We start from the raw sequence: 18,763 nt of genomic DNA, 5'->3' as shown, positions 1-18,763 counted from the left end.
GCCTTATAGGCGTCAAATGAAGAACCCCCAGTTTTACTGGGGGGTTCCTTTTTTGTGAGTTGTGTATAAAGTAAATTTAAGTTAAAAAAACTTGCGATTATTAATTAAGCTATAACTCCTGCTTTTCTTTCAAGGTCAGCTTTTGTTACAACTTTGTAGTTTTTGAATACTTTAGAACCTACAAATCCTGCTATAGAACCACCGATTGCTGCTATAACAAGAGCCATTACAACTTTCATAGGATCATTGAATGCGAATGGAGCTAATAATCCAGGTATTGGAGAAGCTGTACCAGGAGCATTATTTATGATACCTAAAGCTGCTGCACCCATTCCTGCGAAACCTCCACCGAAGAAGTTAGAGCAGAATATTGGTATTGGGTTTGAAGTAACAAGTGGTGCCTGAGTAAGAGGTTCAAGCATAACTGCGATTACGTTACTCTTATCTCCTAATTTTAAACCATGGAATATAAATCCGTTAGTGAATGATCCACCGAAGCAAGCTATTGCTGCGATACCCATTGCTAAACCTTTAAGTCCAAGCATAGCAGTTAAAGCCATTGAACTTAGAGGAGATGTACATATCATCTTCATGATTCCACCTAGAAGGAATCCCATTACAAGTGGTGACTGTTCTGCTGCTGCAGATATTGTTCCACCTATCTGTACTAGAGTAGCATCTACTAATGGAGTAGCACCTATTGCTATAAATCTAGCTAGAGGAGCTATTAGTAAAGTACCGAATATTAAGTTTAATCCTTCTGGTAATTTCTTTTCTATTATTGGTATTATAAATCCAACTATATAACCTGCTATAAATCCAGGAAGTATACCACAGCCACCGCAAGCAACACCGGCAACGATTGAAAGTACTGGGTTAGCACCCATTGCTATAGGAACTGCGATTGCTGAAGCAACTCCACCCATTCCTCCTGAAATACTACCAACTTCTGCTAGGAAGCTTATACCAAATAAATCACCAGAGATGTATTTGTGTATTGCTTCTACTAGGAAAGTAGCAACTGCTGCATCTGCCATACCACCCATAGCTACAGATCCTTTTGGCATCTTGAAGCTAAAGAATGAGAACCCAGCAAGTACAAGTAATAATAGACCAAGTCCAGATAAAATTGTCATCATAAGCTTTCACCTCATAATATTATAGATTGTGTTTATAAGAAAGGGTTTTCTTATCGTTAAAATCAATATAATATATGAGTTTTAAAAAGTTTCAAAAAGTTACAGAAAAGATGAAAAAAATTTAACAAAAAAATTGAAATTTTTTCAAAATTAATACAAAAAAATTATTTTGCGACTTAAAAAAATTATATAGTCCTTTAAAAAATAATTTTTAAACGAAAAAAATCGAAATAAAATTCTATGGTAAACATTTTCAAAATTAACAAAGTTAAATTAGGTGAAAAAAATAAGAAAAAAACAATATAAAACTTGTTCATATTTTTAACAATTAATTAGATGAAATGAAATTTATAAATTGTATAAATAAACAAAATTACAAATAAAAAGAGGCTGATTTTGAAAAATAACTTGAAAAATTTATAAAAACATATAGTTATTAACAATAGATGTAAAAATTGGAATGAAAAAAGGCACGATTTTTGCTAAAAATAAATCATGCCTATTAATCCATATATTTTTTTAGATAACTTAATTCTGAACATAAAGTACAAGAGAGTTTAAGAAGTTTCTAATTTTTACATTTCCATGCTTAGTACTTTTTCCTCTTATATAGTCCATTTCCTTTCTAACTTGCTCGAAGTTGTAAAGGTTTGTCGCAAATTCAAGGAATATATCATTTGAATAGTCTTCAATTCCAAGATTAGCTAAATTTATCATACCAGTATTTGCCGCACGTCTTATTCTTTGTTCCATAGATTTAGGGTTGTCTGTAAATTTAGAACAAAGTTCATTTAAAGTAACGTTTTCTATGTTCCGATTTTTTTCTATTATATATTCAATCAAAGTTATAATGTCCTTGCTTCCTATTTCACCTATTATACCAAGTTTTTGAAGAACAGTTTTTAGCTTTGGAAGCCATACTTTTTCAGAAGGAGCACAAGTATTATTGTTTCCAAGATTATTGTTAAATAGGTTTTGAACAGTTGCTACAGTTCTTTTAAGATTTAATGAATCTTTGACCTTTTTAAGAACAGACTCAACTTCTATACTATTTATAGGTTTTTGAATGTAGAACTCTATACCGTTTTCATACGCCTCAGAAATCATATCTTTTGAAGAAACCTGAGATAACATAACAAATACAAGAGAAGGGTTTATTTCAGCAGCTTTTTTTATAAAAGCAATACCATCCATATTAGGCATTAATAAATCAACGACAACTATATCTACATTACTTACGCTTAAATCTTCTATTGCATCCTCAGGATTTCCATAAGATCCCACAACTTCACCGATGTTTCTTTCTTCTATAATTAACTTTAATATTTTTCTTATATTTTTATCATCATCAACTAAATAAAATTTCATTCTTTTAAATCACCTTCAATTCATTTTTTGGAATGTTTATTACAAAAGAGGTATTTCCAGGCTCAGAAGCAACATTAATACTTCCATTAAACTGGTTTTCCACTATATCTTTAACCAGGTTAAGACCTAAACCTCTGTTTATTTCTCCAGTTTCAAAATTTATCTTTGTTGAGAATCCAGGCTCAAATATTTCTAAAATATCTTCTGAATCTATTCCAGGACCGTTATCTCTAATTAAAATAGAATAATATTCCTCGTCTATATCTTTTTTTGTGCTAGTTTTAAGCTCTATTTTGAAGTCTATTACAATTTCTTTATCTTTAGCAGCTTCAACAGAATTGGTAAATAGATTTCTAAAAATAGACATAAAGAAATACTCTTTATCTGTGTATAGGTTTTCATCAAAGTTATTATTAAAAATAACAGTTTTTCCTTTTTCAGTAGCTTCATCAGATGTAGAACCTTCTAAAAGATTTACTATATCTGATATATACATACCGTTGTTTTCTAAGTTTAAATTCATAGCTTCAGAAATTCCCCTAAGAATTAAGACATATTCTTTCTTTATTTCGTGTATATCTTTAGCAACATTAAGAGCTTCTTTTGATATTTCTTCATCAACGCCCCGTTTTTTCATATCATTGAATAGCTTATAAGAAGAATTCATAGTTTCTTCTATTAATGAAGTATTTTTCTTCATCCAAATTATTTCTCCATTTAGTTTAGAAATTAGTAGCATAAGCTTTTTATATCTAACTGCATGTTCTTCCTTCATAAAAGTAAGATGATACTTCTTTAGGAAGGTAATCAAAGCCCATATTATAAACGATCTAGATATAGCAACAAATATTATACAAAGTTGAACCTTTATTTCAAATGTATTTATGCTAAATCTAAGAATAAGTTCTACTAAATTTGCCAAATAGTCCATTAATATAAACCAAATTATGTCGGAATCGTTTTCCAGAACCTTACTTCTTTTTTTCGAATACAGATAAATAAGAAATCCATATGCAATGTAGAAGAAAGACTCAGGCAGGCAATTTAAAGCAGCTTGTTCTTGAAAACCTTGTTGTAGCCAAATCGCTCCAAATCTAGTTATAAAAACTCCTATCGCAGAAAAAATACTAACCGGTATAATTGGAAAATCTTCAATTAAAAATAAAAATACTGGAAAAGTTATTATTCCTATAGATATTTTAAAATTATTTAAAAATAAATTCATATTAAATTGTGCAGCAAGCACTGTTATTAATCCAAAGAGAATTGTAGTTTCAAAAAAATTTTTTCTACTAAATGTTTTATATTTCATCTTTTTCCCTCGTTTTTTATTATTACAAAATATATTTTAACACGTAAATAGTATTATTGAAAGTTTCTATATAAATAAATTTTAAAATATATTTTAACTATAATTATTATTTATGGCATAAAAAAGAATGAACATACAAACCAATTAATATGATAAGATATTATTGTAAGAAAGGAAGTGATTTAAGCATGAAGAATAATGTAGATAAAAATTATTTCAAAGACCTAAACAGAAAAGATTATATAGAAAAGGCGTATGAAATAATAACTAATGAAGGAACAAAGGCTATTTCGATAAGAAGAATTGCAAAGGAAATGGGATGTAGTTCTACATGTTTATATAGATACTTTAAAAATTTAGACGAGCTACTGTTCTATGCACAGATGGGATTTTTAAATTGTTATCTTGAGGATTTAGAAAATGCAGAGAAAACATGGAAAACAGTATGGGATCAGCATCTAGGTGTATGGGAGTGTTATACAAGAGCAGCATTTAGATATCCTGAAGCATTTGATATGATATTTTTACATGAAAATAGCAAGAATTTAGATACAGCTGTGGTTGAATATTATAATATGTTCCCAGAAAATTTGAGTGGATTTAAAGAACATTTAAAAAAGATGCTTGAAACTCCTGGATTTTACGATAGGGACTTTGAGATGTGTATGCAATGCGTTGATGCAGGTCAGATAAGCTTGGAAAATGCAAAGAAGATGAACCATATGGAGTGTACTCTTTATATGGGATATTTAAAGGATATTCTTAGCAATGGTATTAAAGAAGAGGATATAGAAGATAGAGTTAGATGTTTTGTTAGAGAAGTAAAAGATATAGCTAATTTTTATGCTGATAAATTTGAATATACAGTAGACTTTATTTAATAAATAATTTATGATATTATGAAATCGGGTATAGAATTGAATTGGAGGAATTAAAATGTTTGAAAAAGAAAAATGTACAATAGTTACTAACAATGATAGAGTTGCCGATAAATATAAGGATATAATGAAAGTTGAATTGGTTAATTCATATGAAGAGGTTCTTATTAAGGCTAGAGATATGGTTTATGATAGACATAGACTCCTTACTCATCCACAGGCTGGTAGCTTAAAACCAAATCAAACTCCATACAGATCTATAATTGTATACCCATCTGATAACAGTAGTAATATGGACGATGTGATGATGATAGAAAAGGCTATTGAAACTTTTAACAAATTTAGAGAAATAAAAGAAACTCCAAAATACGAAGAAAAAATAGCTAATGATTATAAGACAATAGATTTATCTATGATAGATAATGTAATGCCAAGAATACAATAATAGAAAAAACATATAATAAATATATATAAATAAGCTTAAAAATTTGAATAATTGATAAAAAAAGACATTTTACTGTTTATTATAGTGAAATGTCTTTTATTTTATCTATTTTTATATGAATTTTTTTAGAAAAATGTAAAAAAATAATAGAAAATATTCTCATAAATAGAATTAAAGATATAAAATTTATTTGTAAAAATAATTCTGAAAATTTAATGATAAAATATAGACAAACCTTTTCCTATGTGATAATATCTAAGTATAGAAAAAATCTATACCCGAATAAAAGACAAAATAAATATAACTTGTCTAAGATTGGTTTTAAAATAAAAATTATAAACCAATCATTTTTAAAAACTTTATGTTATCACGGTAACAGAATTAAAGGAGGTAGCTACATGAAACTAGAATTAGGCAAAATACGTATCGATGACATTCAGTTCGGTGAAGAAATTTGTGTAAAAAATCACACACTTTTCGTAAATAAGCAGGAAATTATCGACCTTGTATTAGAAGACGATAAGATAAAAGACTGTAAAATCGAACTAGCTAAACCAGGAGAATCTACAAGAATAACTCCTGTAAAAGACGTTATAGAACCTAGAGTTAAAGTTAGTGGTGGTGGAGAAATTTTCCCAGGTGTTATAGGAAAAGTTAATCCAACAGTTGGAAATGGTAGAACTCATGCACTTGATGGTGCTTGTGTTATAACAGTAGGTAAGATAGTTGGTTTCCAGGAAGGTGTAATAGACATGAGTGGACCAGCTGCAGATTACTGCCCATTCTCTAAAACTAACAATATATGTGTAGTAGTTGAACCACAGGAAGGTTTAGAAACTCATGTATATGAAAGAGCAGCTAGATTAGCTGGACTTAAAGTAGCTGCACACATAGGAAAAGCAGGAAAAGATATAGAACCAGATAGTATAGAAACTTTTGAAACAAAACCTATATTTGAACAGGCTGCAGAATATCCAGATCTACCAAAGATAGGATATGTTCACATGCTTCAGTCACAGGGATTACTTCACGATACATATTATTACGGAGTTGATGCTAAACAGATAGTACCAACATTTATGTATCCAGAAGAAATAATGGACGGAGCTATAGTATCTGGAAACTGTGTTGCACCTTGTGATAAGGTTACAACATATCATCATTTCCACAATCCGGTAATAGAAGACTTATTTAAACGCCATGGAAAAGAATTAAACTTCATGGGTGTTATATTAACAAACGAAAATGTATTCTTAGCAGATAAAGAAAGACATTCAGATATGGTTGCTAAATTAGCAGAATGGATGGGACTTGATGGATTACTAATAACTGAAGAAGGTTACGGTAACCCTGATACAGATTTAATGATGAACTGCAGAAAAGTAGCAAACAAAGGTATAAAAGTAGCTATAATAACTGATGAATTCCCGGGAAAAGACGGAAAATCTCAGTCATTAGCAGATACTTGTAAAGAAGCAGATGCAATGGTATCTTGTGGACAGGGTAATGCAGTACTTCATTTCCCACCAATGGATAGAATAATAGGAATGACAGACTACATAGAAAGCCAGATAGGTGGATGGTCTGGATGTATGAATGAAGATGGAAGCTTTGATGCAGAACTTCAGATAATAATAGCATCTACAATAGCTAACGGATTTAACAAACTTGCAGCAAAAGGATATTAATAATAGAAGAAATTAAACTTATTTTAGAGAAGATTATTTTTAATGGTAATCGAGAAATGTTGAGATATTAAATTTACCGGAAAGGGGATATATCAAGATGGCAAAATATAAAATAGTTCATTATATAAATCAGTTCTTTGCCAATGTAGGTGGAGAAGATATGGCAGATTATAAACCAGAGCTTAGAGAAGGAGCAATGGGACCAGGGCTTAAATTAGCTGAATTACTTGGAGAAGATTATGAAATAGTTGGTACTATAATATGTGGTGACAACTACTTTGGTGAAAATCTTGATGCAGCTACTGAAACTGTTTTAGGAATGGTTAAAGAATGTGGAGCAGATGCAGTTGTTGCAGGACCAGCATTCAATGCAGGTAGATACGGTGTTGCATGTGGTACAGCTTGTAAAGCAATAGAAGAAGAGTTAAATATACCTACAGTTACAGGAATGTACGTAGAAAACCCTGGTGTAGATATGTTTAGAAAAGACTTATTAATAGTTGAAACTCCAAACTCAGCAGCAGGTATGAGAAAAGTTCTTCCTAAAATAGCTAATTTAGTTAAAAAATTAGTTGAAGGTGAAGAAGTTTTAGGACCTAAAGAAGAAGGATATATAGAAAGAGGTATAAGAGTTAACTATTTCGCTGAAAAGAGAGGATCTGACAGAGCAATAGATATGCTACTTAAAAAGATAAGAGGCGAAGAATATGTTACTGAATACGAAATGCCAGTATTTGACAGAGTAGATCCAGCTGAACCTCTAAAAGATATAGAACATGCTACAATAGCAATAGTTACATCTGGTGGTGTAGTTCCAGTTGGAAACCCAGACCACATAGAATCTTCAAATGCTACTAAATACGGTGAATACAGCATAGCTGGAATGGAAACTATGAGCAAAGACGACTTCACTACTATACATGGTGGATATGATAGACAGTTCGTTATGGAAAATCCAAACTTAGTTGTTCCACTAGATGTTTTAAGAGAGTTAGAAAAAGAAGGTGCATTCGGAAAATTGTACGATTCATTCTTCACAACTACTGGTACTGGTACAGCAACAGGAAGTGCTGCTAAATTTGGTGATGATATAGGTAAAAAACTTATCGCTGATGGTGTAGATGCTGTTATACTAGTTTCTACTTGAGGTACTTGTACTCGTTGCGGTGCAACAATGGTTAAAGGTATAGAAAAATACGGAATCCCAGTAGTACACATGGCTACAGTTGTTCCTATTTCATTAACAATAGGTGCAAATAGAATAATCCCAGGTGTTGGTATACCATATCCTCTAGGAGATCCAACTCAGGGCGAAGTGGACTCTAAGAAAATAAGAATGAATATGGTTAAGAGAGCACTTAAAGTTCTTCAGACTCCAGTTGATGGACAGACTGTATTTGAAACTGATGATTTTTAAATATATATAAAATTAAATAAAAGCTTATGCGATAAAAGTAAATAAAAGCAAGAGAAAGCTAGATAAGATTCAAATTTCGGCTCCTTACAATTAGATTTGTGAGGAGCCGAAAATATAAGCCGAAACATAAATTTATTATAGAATGGAAGTGTTTTATATGGGCAATGAAAAAGTAAACTGGAAACGAGTTTTAATACTTGCAGGAGCAGTTATTGCTTTTACTATAGGATCTGGATTTGCAACAGGACAAGAAATAATCCAATACTACACAGCATATGGTATGAAATCTATATTAGTAGTTTTAGTATTTGCAATAGCTTTCTTATACTATAATTTTAATTTTGCAAAAGCTGGAGCAGAACAAAAGTTTGAAAAAGGTAACGATGTATATAAATATTTTTGTGGAAAATATGTAGGTACATTCTGTGATTACTATTCAACATTATTCTGTTATATGTCTTTCTTTGTTATGGTTGGTGGAGCAGCATCGACTTTGAGCCAAGAGTATGGATTAGCTCCTTGGATAGGTGCTGTAATTCTTACAACTCTTGCAATTATAACAGTTGTAGGAGGACTAAATTCATTGGTTGATGCTATAGGTGTAGTTGGGCCAATAATAGTTGTTCTTTGTATTGCAATAGGGCTTATAACTTGTGCAAGAGATGGTGGAAATATAGCTGAAGGATTAGAAGTTATAAGAACACAATCATTTGCAGGTATGACAGATGAACCAATTAAAAATGCTGGTGCAAACTGGTTAATATCAGGTCTTTCTTATGCAGGATTTGTATTATTATGGTTTGCTAGTTTTACATCAGCACTTGGAGCTAAAAATAATAAAAAAGATCTTAACTATGGTATAATAGGCGGAACATTATCAGTTTGTATAGCTATAGTACTTATTTCATTTGCACAGATAGCAAATATAAATACAGGGCTAGGCGATGGAAAAACATTTGTATGGAATGCAGATATACCTAACTTAATATTAGCAACTAGAATATGGAAGCCTTTCTCAGCGATATTTGCAATAGTTGTATTTGCTGGTATTTACACAACAGCAGTACCTCTATTATATAACCCAGTATCAAGATTTGCTGAAGAAGGTACATCTAGATTTAAAATATTAACAGTTGTTTTAGGTGTAGTAGGGCTTTTAGTAGGATTATTCCTTCCTTTCCGTGTTTTAGTAAATGTTATTTATGTATTGAATGGATATGTTGGTGCGGTACTTATATTATTCATGTTATGGCATAATTTCAAAGAACTAAAATCTAGAAAAGAATCAAAATAGAAGAAAACTATATCCTTAAAAGATATTTTTTTAATAAAGTTTTATAAAATAAGGGCTAACTGACCTCCTTAAGACTAGAGAGTTTTCATAGCATTCAGTTAAGCCCTTATTTTTTATGAAAAATTATTTATGTTTATATAGTAAGGTTTTACTTTTGTTTAAACATCTTATATCAATATAAGAGCAATTATAGCTAATATACCAACTACTCCGATAAATGCAAAGAAGTTTAGAAGGTAGTTAAGAGCAGTTTTTACAGTTTGGAAGTCTTCATACATTTTAGATACTTTTTCATTGTCTGAATTATTTTCTCTTACATCATCTAAATCTATATCTTTTATTAGTTTATCAAGAGATATATTAAAGAAGTCACTTAGTATAACAAGCTTTTGAAAGTCGGGATAGCTTTGTCCAAGTTCCCATTTTGATACAGTTTGTCTAGATACTCCTAGTTCGTTTCCAAGCTCTTCTTGTGAAAGTCCTTTTGTTTTTCTTAGTTCGATTAGTTTTTCATTGAATTTCATATAAATCACTCCTAAGTTAGTTTTCTTATAAAAATAATAGCAAAATAGGTATAATTTACGCAACCAATAAAGGTTGTCAATTTGTCAATTAGGGTTAACATTGGCTTAATTTCAATGTTTTAATAAGGTGGATGCTAAGATTATTTATTTGTTGAAAATTTAATGGTTTTGAATTTTAAAAACTATTAAATAAAAGAATTTATTGTTATAATAAAAATATAGGATGTATGTAAGATGATTTTATTTTATAAAGTTGATGAGTATAATGGATAAAAATTTAGTTAACATCCTAAGACGTGAAATAATCTTAGATAATAATTATTAGTTAATATAGATATTAGCTAATAGAGAAGGAGGGAACATTTTGAAAGAGATAGTAATAAAACTGACAAGAGATAATTTTGATTATAAGTTTAAACAGTATGAAGGGAAGTTTTTCCATGCTACTATAGATGAAAACAGTGAGATAGTGAAGTACAAGGTGACTGCTGATGAAGCTGGGAAAGAGCTGAAAGAATTTGGGAATACACATATAAAGGATGAGAACTTTTTATTTATTCCGCAGCTAGATATTTATATTGATTTGAAGAAGATGAAATAATTTGAAAGGAGAATTTAAATGATAAATGTAATGATGGTTTGCCATGGGAATATATGTCGTTCAACTATGGCAGAATTTGTTTTAAAGGACATGGTTTCAAAGCAAGGATTAGCAGATAAATTCCACATAGAATCTTCAGCGACAAGCAGAGAAGAAATTGGAAATCCAGTACACCATGGAACAAGAAAAAAACTAGCAGAGGTTGGAATATCAACTGCTGGAAAATACGCAAGACAGATAATAAAAAAAGACTACAAAGAATTCGACTACATACTAATAATGGATGATATGAACAGAAGAAACCTAAAAAGAGTAGTTGGAGAAGATGTAGACAACAAAGTATATAAACTACTTCATTTTGCAGGAAGTGAAAGGGATATAGCAGATCCTTGGTACACAGGAAACTTTGACGTTACTTATGACGATGTAATGGAGGGATGTAGTGCTTTCCTAGAATACTGCAAAAAGAACGAATTGTAGTAGTTAAAGATAGGGAGGTAATTATGAGTTCGATAAAATACGAAATAATAAATTTACTAGACAGACAGGATTTAAAAGAAGAGGCAGCGAATTGGTTTAGCTCTAAGTGGAGAGCACCAAAAGAAGCATATTTAGAAAGTATGGAAGAGTGCTTTACAGAAAAAAATCCAGTTCCTCAGTGGTATGTAGCTATGGAAGAAGGAAGAATAATTGGTGGACTGGGAGTTATAGAAAATGACTTCCACGATAGAAAAGACCTTGCTCCAAATGTATGTGCTGTATTTGTTGAGGAGGATAAACGTTGCAATGGGACTGCAGGTGCTTTATTAAATCACGTATGCGAAGATATGAAAAACAAAGGAATTGATACATTATATCTTCTTACAGACCATGATTCATTCTATGAAAGATATGGATGGGAATTTTTCTGTGAAGCTTATGGAGATGGAGAAGAAAAAACTTCTAGAATGTATATACATAGATAAACAAGTTATATAGTGATAAATAAAGTTATATAATATAGTTAGAAAATTATAAAAGGGGTGTTATTATGAAAGTATTATTAATCAACGGAAGTCCACACGCAAATGGATGCACATACACAGCTCTTTGCGAAGTGGAAAAAGAATTAAACAAAAACGATATAGAAACAGAAATAATCCACGTTGGAAACAAGGACATAAGAGGATGTGTCGCTTGTGGTACTTGTAGACAAGTTGGAAGATGTGTATTTGATGATATGGTAAATGAAGTAGCTCCAAAATTTACAGAATGTGATGGAATTGTTGTAGGATCTCCTGTATATTACGCATCTGCTAATGGAAATCTAATATCATTTATGGACAGATTATTCTACAGCAATGCTTGTGACAAGAATATGAAGGTAGGGGCAGCTGTTGTATCTGCAAGAAGAGGTGGATGTTCAGCTACATTTGATGAACTAAACAAATACTTTACAATAGCTGGAATGCCTGTAGCATCAAGCCAGTATTGGAATAGTGTACATGGAAACACACCAGAAGAAGTATTGAAAGACGAAGAAGGACTTCAGGTTATGAGAACTTTAGGTAAAAATATGGCATTCTTAATTAAGAGTATTGCTTTGGGTAAAGAAAAATATGGATTACCTGAAAAAGAAGCTAAAGTTGCTACAAACTTTATAAGATAATTAATAAAAGATAAAATAAAAATATAAGGATAAAAAGCTGGATATAAAATTACTCAGCTTTTTATCCTTATATTTAAAACTATATAATCAAAACAAATATTGTATCATCTTTAAAAAGAAGTTATCATTAAAATAAGAGGTGATAAAAATGCGTTTAAAAAACGAATACAATATGGAGTTATCATCAAGAATGTCTTTAGATGATAACAAATTAGATATATTTATAGTAGAAGATGACTTTGTATTAGCAAAAGAAATAAAATTACGGTTAGAAAAATACGGATATACAGCGCAAACTGTGGTAGATTTACAAAATATAACAAATGAGGTACTTATTGCAAATCCAAAACTAATTTTAATGGATATTAACCTTCCATACAAAGATGGATTCCAGTGGTGCAACGAAATAAGAAGATTTTTAAAAGTACCGATAATATTTATCTCATCAAGAGATAGTGATATGGATATCATAATGTCTATAAACATGGGTGGAGATGACTACATTGTAAAGCCATTCTCAATACAACTATTAATTGCAAAGGTTCAAGCAGTTTTTAGACGTGCATATTCATACAATATTACTGCTGATAAAGAAATTATAAAAGTTGGACCAATAACACTTAACATAGCTGATGGAACAGTTATAAAAGATGGCATTGTTGTAGAACTAAGTAGAAACGAGTTTAAAATTCTACATATATTAATGCAAAATGCTGGAAGTATTGTCAGTAGAGATGAGATAATGGATGCGCTTTGGAGTACAGATGAGTTTATTGGAGAAAATACGCTTACTGTAAACGTAACAAGACTTAGAAATAAACTAAAATCAATTGGGCTAGATGATTATATTAAAACTAAAAAAGGACAGGGCTACATAATAGAAGATTTATAATAGTAGCTATGTTTTGAGGAGAAAAAAATGAAGATTATAGATTATTTAAAAAGCAATAAAGTTTATATTCTTCTATATATACTGTTTATACTACTATTCAATATAAATGTTTACATAGATCCAGGAATAGATATGAGAAAAGATAGCTTGATTTATCTTAATTTAATATTTGCACTAGCTTTGGTATTATTTATTATATATGACTTTTTCAAGAAGAAAAAAGAGTTTGATACAATTTTGGATACTGTTAAAGTTATAGATAGTGTAGATGTTGACGAGGAATTTAAAGATGGTATAGAAAAAGAGCTTATAAGACAGATAAAAGAAGAGCATATATATTGGATGAATAAAATGGAAAAAATAGAGGACGAGCTAAAAGATGCCAATGATTATATGACAGACTGGATACACCAAGTAAAAATACCTATTTCTATACTAGAAATTATGTCTAAAAGAGTGGATGATACAGAGATTTCAAAGAATATAAATAGAGAAATAAAAAGAATAGACTCACTTGTTGAGCAGGCGTTGTACATAATAAGATCCGGGGAGTACAGTTCGGATTTTTCTATTGAAGAAGTAGAAATAGACAAAGTAATAAGAAGTGTAATAAAAAAGAACAGGTATCTATTTATATACAACAAGTTAGAAATAGATATCAAAGAAACTGGATTTTCTGTGTATACAGATAGAAAATGGATAGCTCATATTATAGAGCTTATAATAGATAACGCATGTAAATATTCTTGCGAGGGTGGAAAGATAGAGATTTTCCCAGAGCAGCGTGAAAAATCTAGGGTTATCCATATAAAAGATTATGGAGAAGGAATAGATAAAGTAGATTTGGATAGAATATTTGAAAAAGGATTTACAGGAAAAAATGGAAGAAACAGATTTAAATCTACTGGAATGGGGCTTTACATATCTAAAAAAATACTCACTGCACTAGGAGATGATATAGAAGTAAATTCTGTTGAAGGTGAATTTTGTGATGTTTTGATAATATTCAACAAAGGACACGATTTCTTTAAAGTTATGCAATAAAAGTAAATTATAGTAATAAACAATAAATATATAGATAAAATTGATTGTTGGTCATATATACGGGTATCTACTAAGTAAGCAATCAAAAGATGGGGGATATAAAAATTATGAGTATATATGATTATAAAGTGAAAGATATAGACGGAAATGAAGTCGATATGAGTGAATTTAAAGGGAAAGCACTTCTGATATTAAATTCAGCTACAAATTGAGGCTTCACTAAACAGTATGAAGCTCTGGAAGAGCTTTACAAAAAATATAAAGATGAAGGATTTGAAATCTTAGATTTTCCTAGTGACCAGTTTGGACAGACTCCGGGCACTGATGCTGAAGTAAAGCAGTTTGGAATTGACAACTATGGAATAACATTTAGACAGTTTTCTAAAATAGAAGTAAACGGAGAAAATGAAGAACCTTTGTTTACGTATTTAAAAGAACAGAAAAAAGGTCTTGGTGGGAAAAATATTAAATGGAACTTTACTAAGTTCTTAGTTGATAAAGATGGGAATGTAATAGACAGATTTCCACCTATGATGAAACCAGAAAAATTAGAAAAGAAAATAAAAAAATTATTAAAATAAAAACTTCTAAAATTATTTTTTATTGACAAATAAAAACTTTAATAATATAATTAAAGTTAATTGAATAAGAACTATCTTCAGGGCAGGGTGAAATTCCCTACCGGTGGTAAAGCCCACGAGCTGCAAAGCATGATTCGGTGTAATTCCGAAGCCGACAGTAAAGTCTGGATGAAAGAAGATGAAAAGTACTATTTATTATATATTATAGTTTTATTTGCTCTGGAATGAATTAATCATTTCAGAGCTTTTTTAATTTATTTAGATAATTTTAGCACTTTTAAATGTCTTGGATAGCATATTATTCAAGACATTTTTTATTTTTAGGAGGTGTTAAAATGTGTGAATGTAAATATATGCAATTGGCATTAGAAAATGCAAAAAAAGGTGTAGGATTTGTTAATCCTAATCCTATGGTAGGAGCAGTTATTGTCAAAAATGGAAAAATTATAGGTGAAGGATACCATAAAAAATATGGTGGTCTTCATGCAGAACGAAATGCATTGAATAATTGTTCAGAAAATCCTAAAGATGCTACCATGTATGTAACTCTAGAACCATGTTGTCATTATGGAAAAACTCCACCATGTACAGATGCAATAATAGAAAATAAGATAAAAAAAGTAGTTATTGCTAGTCTAGATCCAAATCCTAAAATGTCTGGTAAAAGTTTGGATATATTAAAAAAACGGGGAATAAAAGTTGAAAAGGGGCTTTTAGAAAATGAAGGCGATAAATTGAATGAAACTTTTAGAAAGTTTATAACAACTAAAAAACCATTTGTATTATTTAAGTATGCTATGACAATGGATGGAAAAATAGCTACTAAAATAAATGAATCTAAATGGATTACAGGTGAAGAAGCTAGATTAAATGTACAAAAAACTAGGCATAAATATTCGGGAATAATGGTTGGAGTGGATACTGTAATTATAGATAATCCGATGTTAAATTGTAAGATAGAAAATGGACTAAACCCAATTAGAATAATATGTGATACAAATCTAAGAACACCTATAGGATCAAAAATAGTATCTACAGCAAAAGAAATACCTACAATAATCGCAACTTGTTCAGATGATGAGATTAAAAAAGAGCAATATATTGAAAAAGGATGCGAGATTTTACAAATTAAAATAAAGAAAAAAAAGATAGACTTACAAGATTTGATGTCTAAATTAGGAGAAAAGAAAATAGACAGTATACTTCTTGAAGGAGGTGCAACTTTAGCATGGAGCGCTTTTGAACGGGGAATAGTAGATAAAATACAAGCATATATAGCTCCTAAAATATTTGGTGGAAATGGAAAAACAGCAGTATTAGGAGAAGGAGTTGATTTTCCTAAAGATGCAATAATGCTAAAAAATAGTGAAATCTTTAGATTTGGAGATGATTTGATGATAGAAAGTGATGTGACTTATAAATGTTCACAGGAATAATAGAGGAAATAGGAAATATTGTATCGATTAAAGTTAATGGTGATTCTAGGAAATTATTTATAAAAGCAGATAAAATATTAGAAGATGTGCACAGAGGTGATAGCATAGCGGTAAATGGAATTTGCCTTACTGTTACAGAGTTTTCTGATTCAGAATTTTCAGTCGATGTAATGCATGAAACTATGAAAAGAACTTCCCTAAATAAGTTAAAAACAAATAGCAAAGTTAATTTAGAAAGGGCAATGGCTGCAAATGGAAGATTTGGAGGTCATATAGTAAGTGGCCATATTGATGGGACTGGAATAGTTAAAAATATAAATAAAGATAGTAATGCGATATGGTACACAATTGAAGCTGATTTAAAAATTATGAAATATGTGGTTGAAAAAGGCTCTATTACTATAGATGGAATAAGTTTAACAGTGGCTAATGTTAGAACAAATAGTTTTGATGTCTCAATAATTCCACATACTCTAGAGAACACTATCTTAGCTTTTAAAAAAATAAATGATATTGTAAATATTGAGAATGATTGCATTGGAAAATACGTAGAAAAATTAATGAATAAAAATAAAAAAGAATCAAATATAAATAGAGAATTTTTATTAAGAAATGGATTTTAGAAGTATTTATTAATAAACTATTTTTTAGATTAGGAAAGATATTTTAATAATTGGAATTTTTAAGGGGGGAAAAATGATGAGATTTGAATCAGTAAAAAAAGCAATACAGGATTTAAGAGAAGGGAAAATTATACTTGTAACAGATGACGAGAACAGAGAAAATGAAGGTGATTTAATCTGTGCAGCTGAGTTTGCTACAACAGAAAATGTAAATTTTATGGCAAGTTATGCAAAAGGTCTAATATGTATGCCTATGTCAAAAGAATTAGCTAAAAAATTAGATTTACCACCAATGGTAACTCATAACACAGATAATCACGAAACAGCATTTACAGTATCAATAGACCATGTAGACACAGCTACAGGAATATCTGCTGTTGAAAGAGGATTAACTGCTAGAAAATGTGTAGAAGATGATGTAAAACCAGAAGATTTCAGAAGACCTGGTCATATGTTTCCTCTGATAGCAAAAGATAATGGAGTGTTAGAAAGAGATGGACATACTGAAGCAACAGTTGATTTTATGAAATTAGCCGGACTTAAAGAATGTGGACTTTGTTGTGAAATTATGAGAGAGGACGGAAGAATGATGAGAACAACAGAGTTAAAAAAAATGGCAAAAGAATATGGATTAACATTTACAACTATAAAAGATTTACAAGACTACAGAAAAACATATGATAAATTAATTGAATGTGTTTCAAAAGTAAAAATGCCCACAAAATATGGAGAGTTTATGGCTAGTTGTTACATAAATAAATTGAATGGAGAACATCACATAGCCTTAGTAAAGGGCGAGATAGGAGATGGAGAAAATATTCTTTGTAGAGTGCATTCAGAGTGTTTAACAGGAGATGTATTTGGATCTTTACGTTGTGATTGTGGGGAACAATTTGATGTAGCTATGCAAAAAATAGCAAAAGAAGGAAGAGGAGTTCTGCTTTATATGAGACAGGAAGGAAGAGGTATTGGTCTTGTTAACAAAATGAAGGCATATAAACTTCAAGATGGGGGAATGGACACTTTAGATGCAAACTTAGTATTGGGATTTGATGGAGATGCTAGAGAATATTACATAGGAGCTCAAATTTTAAGAGATTTGGGTGTAAGGTCTTTAAATCTTCTTACAAACAATCCAGATAAAATATATCAGTTAAAAGATTATGGAATTAAGATAAATAATAGGATTCCTATTCAGATAGATGCAACAGAATATGATGAATTTTATTTAAAAACAAAACAAGAAAGAATGGGACATATATTAAATTTAAAGGGGGAAAACTAAAATGAAAATTTACGAAGGAAAATTATTAGCAGAAAGTGATATTAAAATAGGAATAGTAGCAGCGAGATTTAACGAATTTATAACATCAAAACTTCTTTCAGGAGCAGTAGACGGATTAAAACGTGAAAATGTTAAAGAAGAAAATATAGAAGTGGCTTGGGTTCCAGGAGCATTTGAAATACCAGTAGTAGCTTCAAAAATGGCTAAGAGTAAAAAATATGATGCAATAATATGTTTAGGTGCAGTAATCAGAGGAAATACAAGTCATTATGATTATGTATGTAGTGAAGTATCTAAAGGAATAGCTCATGTAAGTTTAGAAAGTGAAATACCTGTAATGTTTGGAGTACTTACAACTGAAAACATAGAACAGGCTATAGAAAGAGCTGGAACAAAAGCAGGAAATAAAGGATTTGAATGTGCTCAGGGAGCAGTAGAAATGGTAAATCTTATGAAATTGTTATAATAAAAATACTAGTACAAATTAAATATTAAAAATAAAGTAAAAGAGGGAGGTATCGTAAAAGATACACTCCCTTTTTAGTATGACGGGCATGCTATTAATCTGTGGTGAAAGTCCATAAAAGG

General features: G+C 30.4%; 20 protein-coding genes and 1 riboswitch. Of the genes, 16 read left to right on the top strand and 4 right to left on the bottom strand.

The genetic code is table 11. The features are described from left to right. Positions 1-104: 104 nt before the first annotated feature. The 3 genes from DWX74_RS10420 to DWX74_RS10410 form a co-directional block, all read right to left on the bottom strand. Positions 105-1,139: a PTS sugar transporter subunit IIC gene (locus DWX74_RS10420; RefSeq protein WP_118549889.1), complete on the bottom strand. Its 1,035-nt coding sequence runs from the start codon at positions 1,137-1,139 to the stop codon at positions 105-107. A 528-nt stretch (positions 1,140-1,667) separates the two neighbouring features. Then, positions 1,668-2,507: a response regulator gene (locus DWX74_RS10415; RefSeq protein ID WP_118549888.1), complete on the bottom strand. Its 840-nt coding sequence runs from the start codon at positions 2,505-2,507 to the stop codon at positions 1,668-1,670. Between the two features lie 4 nt (positions 2,508-2,511). Beyond that, positions 2,512-3,429 carry an ATP-binding protein gene (locus tag DWX74_RS10410; protein ID WP_158573269.1) on the bottom strand — a complete coding sequence of 306 codons (918 nt, stop codon included), beginning with the start codon at positions 3,427-3,429 and terminating at the stop codon, positions 2,512-2,514. Positions 3,430-4,007: 578 nt separating this feature from the next. Here DWX74_RS10410 and DWX74_RS10405 point away from each other — a divergent pair. The 5 genes from DWX74_RS10405 (at position 4,008) to DWX74_RS10385 (ending at position 9,541) form a co-directional block, all read left to right on the top strand. Then, positions 4,008-4,700 carry a TetR/AcrR family transcriptional regulator gene (locus DWX74_RS10405; protein ID WP_199647653.1) on the top strand — a complete coding sequence of 231 codons (693 nt, stop codon included), beginning with the start codon at positions 4,008-4,010 and terminating at the stop codon, positions 4,698-4,700. A 55-nt stretch (positions 4,701-4,755) separates the two neighbouring features. Beyond that, positions 4,756-5,142, top strand: coding sequence for a GrdX family protein (locus DWX74_RS10400; RefSeq protein ID WP_118549885.1), 387 nt, complete (start codon positions 4,756-4,758; stop codon positions 5,140-5,142). Between the two features lie 398 nt (positions 5,143-5,540). Continuing rightward, complete coding sequence (gene grdG / locus DWX74_RS10395; protein ID WP_118549884.1) at positions 5,541-6,830, top strand: sarcosine reductase complex component B subunit alpha; 1,290 nt, start codon at positions 5,541-5,543, stop codon at positions 6,828-6,830. A 97-nt stretch (positions 6,831-6,927) separates the two neighbouring features. Then, positions 6,928-8,247: a sarcosine reductase complex component B subunit beta gene (gene grdF / locus DWX74_RS10390; RefSeq protein WP_118549883.1), complete on the top strand. Its 1,320-nt coding sequence runs from the start codon at positions 6,928-6,930 to the stop codon at positions 8,245-8,247. A 157-nt stretch (positions 8,248-8,404) separates the two neighbouring features. Further along, complete coding sequence (locus DWX74_RS10385; protein WP_118549882.1) at positions 8,405-9,541, top strand: YkvI family membrane protein; 1,137 nt, start codon at positions 8,405-8,407, stop codon at positions 9,539-9,541. 167 nt (positions 9,542-9,708) lie between these two features. Here the strand turns inward: DWX74_RS10385 and DWX74_RS10380 are convergent, their stop codons facing one another. Further along, a complete protein-coding gene (locus DWX74_RS10380; RefSeq protein WP_118549881.1) occupies positions 9,709-10,065 on the bottom strand; it encodes a helix-turn-helix domain-containing protein in 357 nt (118 codons plus the stop codon). 364 nt (positions 10,066-10,429) lie between these two features. On the opposite strand from DWX74_RS10380, the gene DWX74_RS10375 reads away from it, so the two are divergent. From DWX74_RS10375 to ribH, 11 genes are all read left to right on the top strand, one after another. Next, the gene (locus DWX74_RS10375; protein ID WP_118549880.1) at positions 10,430-10,666 is read left to right on the top strand and encodes a hypothetical protein; all 237 of its coding nucleotides are present in this window, start codon (positions 10,430-10,432) and stop codon (positions 10,664-10,666) included. A gap of 18 nt (positions 10,667-10,684) precedes the next feature. After that, positions 10,685-11,146 carry a low molecular weight protein-tyrosine-phosphatase gene (locus tag DWX74_RS10370; protein WP_118549879.1) on the top strand — a complete coding sequence of 154 codons (462 nt, stop codon included), beginning with the start codon at positions 10,685-10,687 and terminating at the stop codon, positions 11,144-11,146. Between the two features lie 23 nt (positions 11,147-11,169). Further along, positions 11,170-11,631, top strand: a complete 462-nt coding sequence (locus DWX74_RS10365; protein ID WP_118549878.1) for a GNAT family N-acetyltransferase — start codon at positions 11,170-11,172, stop codon at positions 11,629-11,631. Positions 11,632-11,696: 65 nt separating this feature from the next. Next, a complete protein-coding gene (locus tag DWX74_RS10360) occupies positions 11,697-12,314 on the top strand; it encodes a flavodoxin family protein (protein ID WP_118549877.1) in 618 nt (205 codons plus the stop codon). Positions 12,315-12,462: 148 nt separating this feature from the next. Further along, entirely contained in the window at positions 12,463-13,206 is a 744-nt protein-coding gene (locus DWX74_RS10355; RefSeq protein WP_118549876.1) for a response regulator transcription factor, read from the top strand. Positions 13,207-13,233: 27 nt separating this feature from the next. After that, the gene (locus DWX74_RS10350; protein WP_118549875.1) at positions 13,234-14,250 is read left to right on the top strand and encodes a sensor histidine kinase; all 1,017 of its coding nucleotides are present in this window, start codon (positions 13,234-13,236) and stop codon (positions 14,248-14,250) included. A gap of 107 nt (positions 14,251-14,357) precedes the next feature. Then, complete coding sequence (locus DWX74_RS10345) at positions 14,358-14,831, top strand: glutathione peroxidase (RefSeq protein WP_118549874.1); 474 nt, start codon at positions 14,358-14,360, stop codon at positions 14,829-14,831. 69 nt (positions 14,832-14,900) lie between these two features. After that, positions 14,901-15,015: riboswitch (FMN riboswitch) on the top strand. A 151-nt stretch (positions 15,016-15,166) separates the two neighbouring features. After that, on the top strand, positions 15,167-16,267 hold the full coding sequence (gene ribD / locus DWX74_RS10340) for a bifunctional diaminohydroxyphosphoribosylaminopyrimidine deaminase/5-amino-6-(5-phosphoribosylamino)uracil reductase RibD (RefSeq protein WP_199647651.1): 1,101 nt from the start codon (positions 15,167-15,169) through the stop codon (positions 16,265-16,267). Further along, on the top strand, positions 16,252-16,890 hold the full coding sequence (gene ribE / locus DWX74_RS10335) for a riboflavin synthase (protein ID WP_006439413.1): 639 nt from the start codon (positions 16,252-16,254) through the stop codon (positions 16,888-16,890). Before ribD ends, ribE begins: the two co-directional genes overlap by 16 nt. A 73-nt stretch (positions 16,891-16,963) precedes the next feature. Continuing rightward, positions 16,964-18,175, top strand: coding sequence for a bifunctional 3,4-dihydroxy-2-butanone-4-phosphate synthase/GTP cyclohydrolase II (locus DWX74_RS10330; protein ID WP_006439414.1), 1,212 nt, complete (start codon positions 16,964-16,966; stop codon positions 18,173-18,175). 1 nt (position 18,176) lies between these two features. Continuing rightward, positions 18,177-18,641 carry a 6,7-dimethyl-8-ribityllumazine synthase gene (gene ribH, locus DWX74_RS10325; RefSeq protein ID WP_006439415.1) on the top strand — a complete coding sequence of 155 codons (465 nt, stop codon included), beginning with the start codon at positions 18,177-18,179 and terminating at the stop codon, positions 18,639-18,641. Positions 18,642-18,763 lie beyond the last annotated feature (122 nt).

Origin of the sequence: Peptoclostridium sp. AF21-18, assembly GCF_003478825.1 — a bacterium.
Lineage (GTDB): Bacteria > Bacillota > Clostridia > Peptostreptococcales > Peptostreptococcaceae > Peptacetobacter.
This window is presented reverse-complemented; position numbering and strand designations above follow the sequence as displayed.

Coding starts and splice junctions, on each gene's coding strand:
- DWX74_RS10420 (WP_118549889.1), bottom strand. CDS start 1,139: ATGATGACAATTTTATCTGGACTTGGTCTATTATTACTTGTACTTGCT.
- DWX74_RS10415 (WP_118549888.1), bottom strand. CDS start 2,507: ATGAAATTTTATTTAGTTGATGATGATAAAAATATAAGAAAAATATTA.
- DWX74_RS10405 (WP_199647653.1), top strand. CDS start 4,008: ATGAAGAATAATGTAGATAAAAATTATTTCAAAGACCTAAACAGAAAA.
- DWX74_RS10400 (WP_118549885.1), top strand. CDS start 4,756: ATGTTTGAAAAAGAAAAATGTACAATAGTTACTAACAATGATAGAGTT.
- grdG (WP_118549884.1), top strand. CDS start 5,541: ATGAAACTAGAATTAGGCAAAATACGTATCGATGACATTCAGTTCGGT.
- DWX74_RS10385 (WP_118549882.1), top strand. CDS start 8,405: ATGGGCAATGAAAAAGTAAACTGGAAACGAGTTTTAATACTTGCAGGA.
- DWX74_RS10380 (WP_118549881.1), bottom strand. CDS start 10,065: ATGAAATTCAATGAAAAACTAATCGAACTAAGAAAAACAAAAGGACTT.
- DWX74_RS10370 (WP_118549879.1), top strand. CDS start 10,685: ATGATAAATGTAATGATGGTTTGCCATGGGAATATATGTCGTTCAACT.
- DWX74_RS10365 (WP_118549878.1), top strand. CDS start 11,170: ATGAGTTCGATAAAATACGAAATAATAAATTTACTAGACAGACAGGAT.
- DWX74_RS10360 (WP_118549877.1), top strand. CDS start 11,697: ATGAAAGTATTATTAATCAACGGAAGTCCACACGCAAATGGATGCACA.
- DWX74_RS10355 (WP_118549876.1), top strand. CDS start 12,463: ATGCGTTTAAAAAACGAATACAATATGGAGTTATCATCAAGAATGTCT.
- DWX74_RS10350 (WP_118549875.1), top strand. CDS start 13,234: ATGAAGATTATAGATTATTTAAAAAGCAATAAAGTTTATATTCTTCTA.
- ribD (WP_199647651.1), top strand. CDS start 15,167: ATGTGTGAATGTAAATATATGCAATTGGCATTAGAAAATGCAAAAAAA.
- ribE (WP_006439413.1), top strand. CDS start 16,252: ATGTTCACAGGAATAATAGAGGAAATAGGAAATATTGTATCGATTAAA.
- DWX74_RS10330 (WP_006439414.1), top strand. CDS start 16,964: ATGATGAGATTTGAATCAGTAAAAAAAGCAATACAGGATTTAAGAGAA.
- ribH (WP_006439415.1), top strand. CDS start 18,177: ATGAAAATTTACGAAGGAAAATTATTAGCAGAAAGTGATATTAAAATA.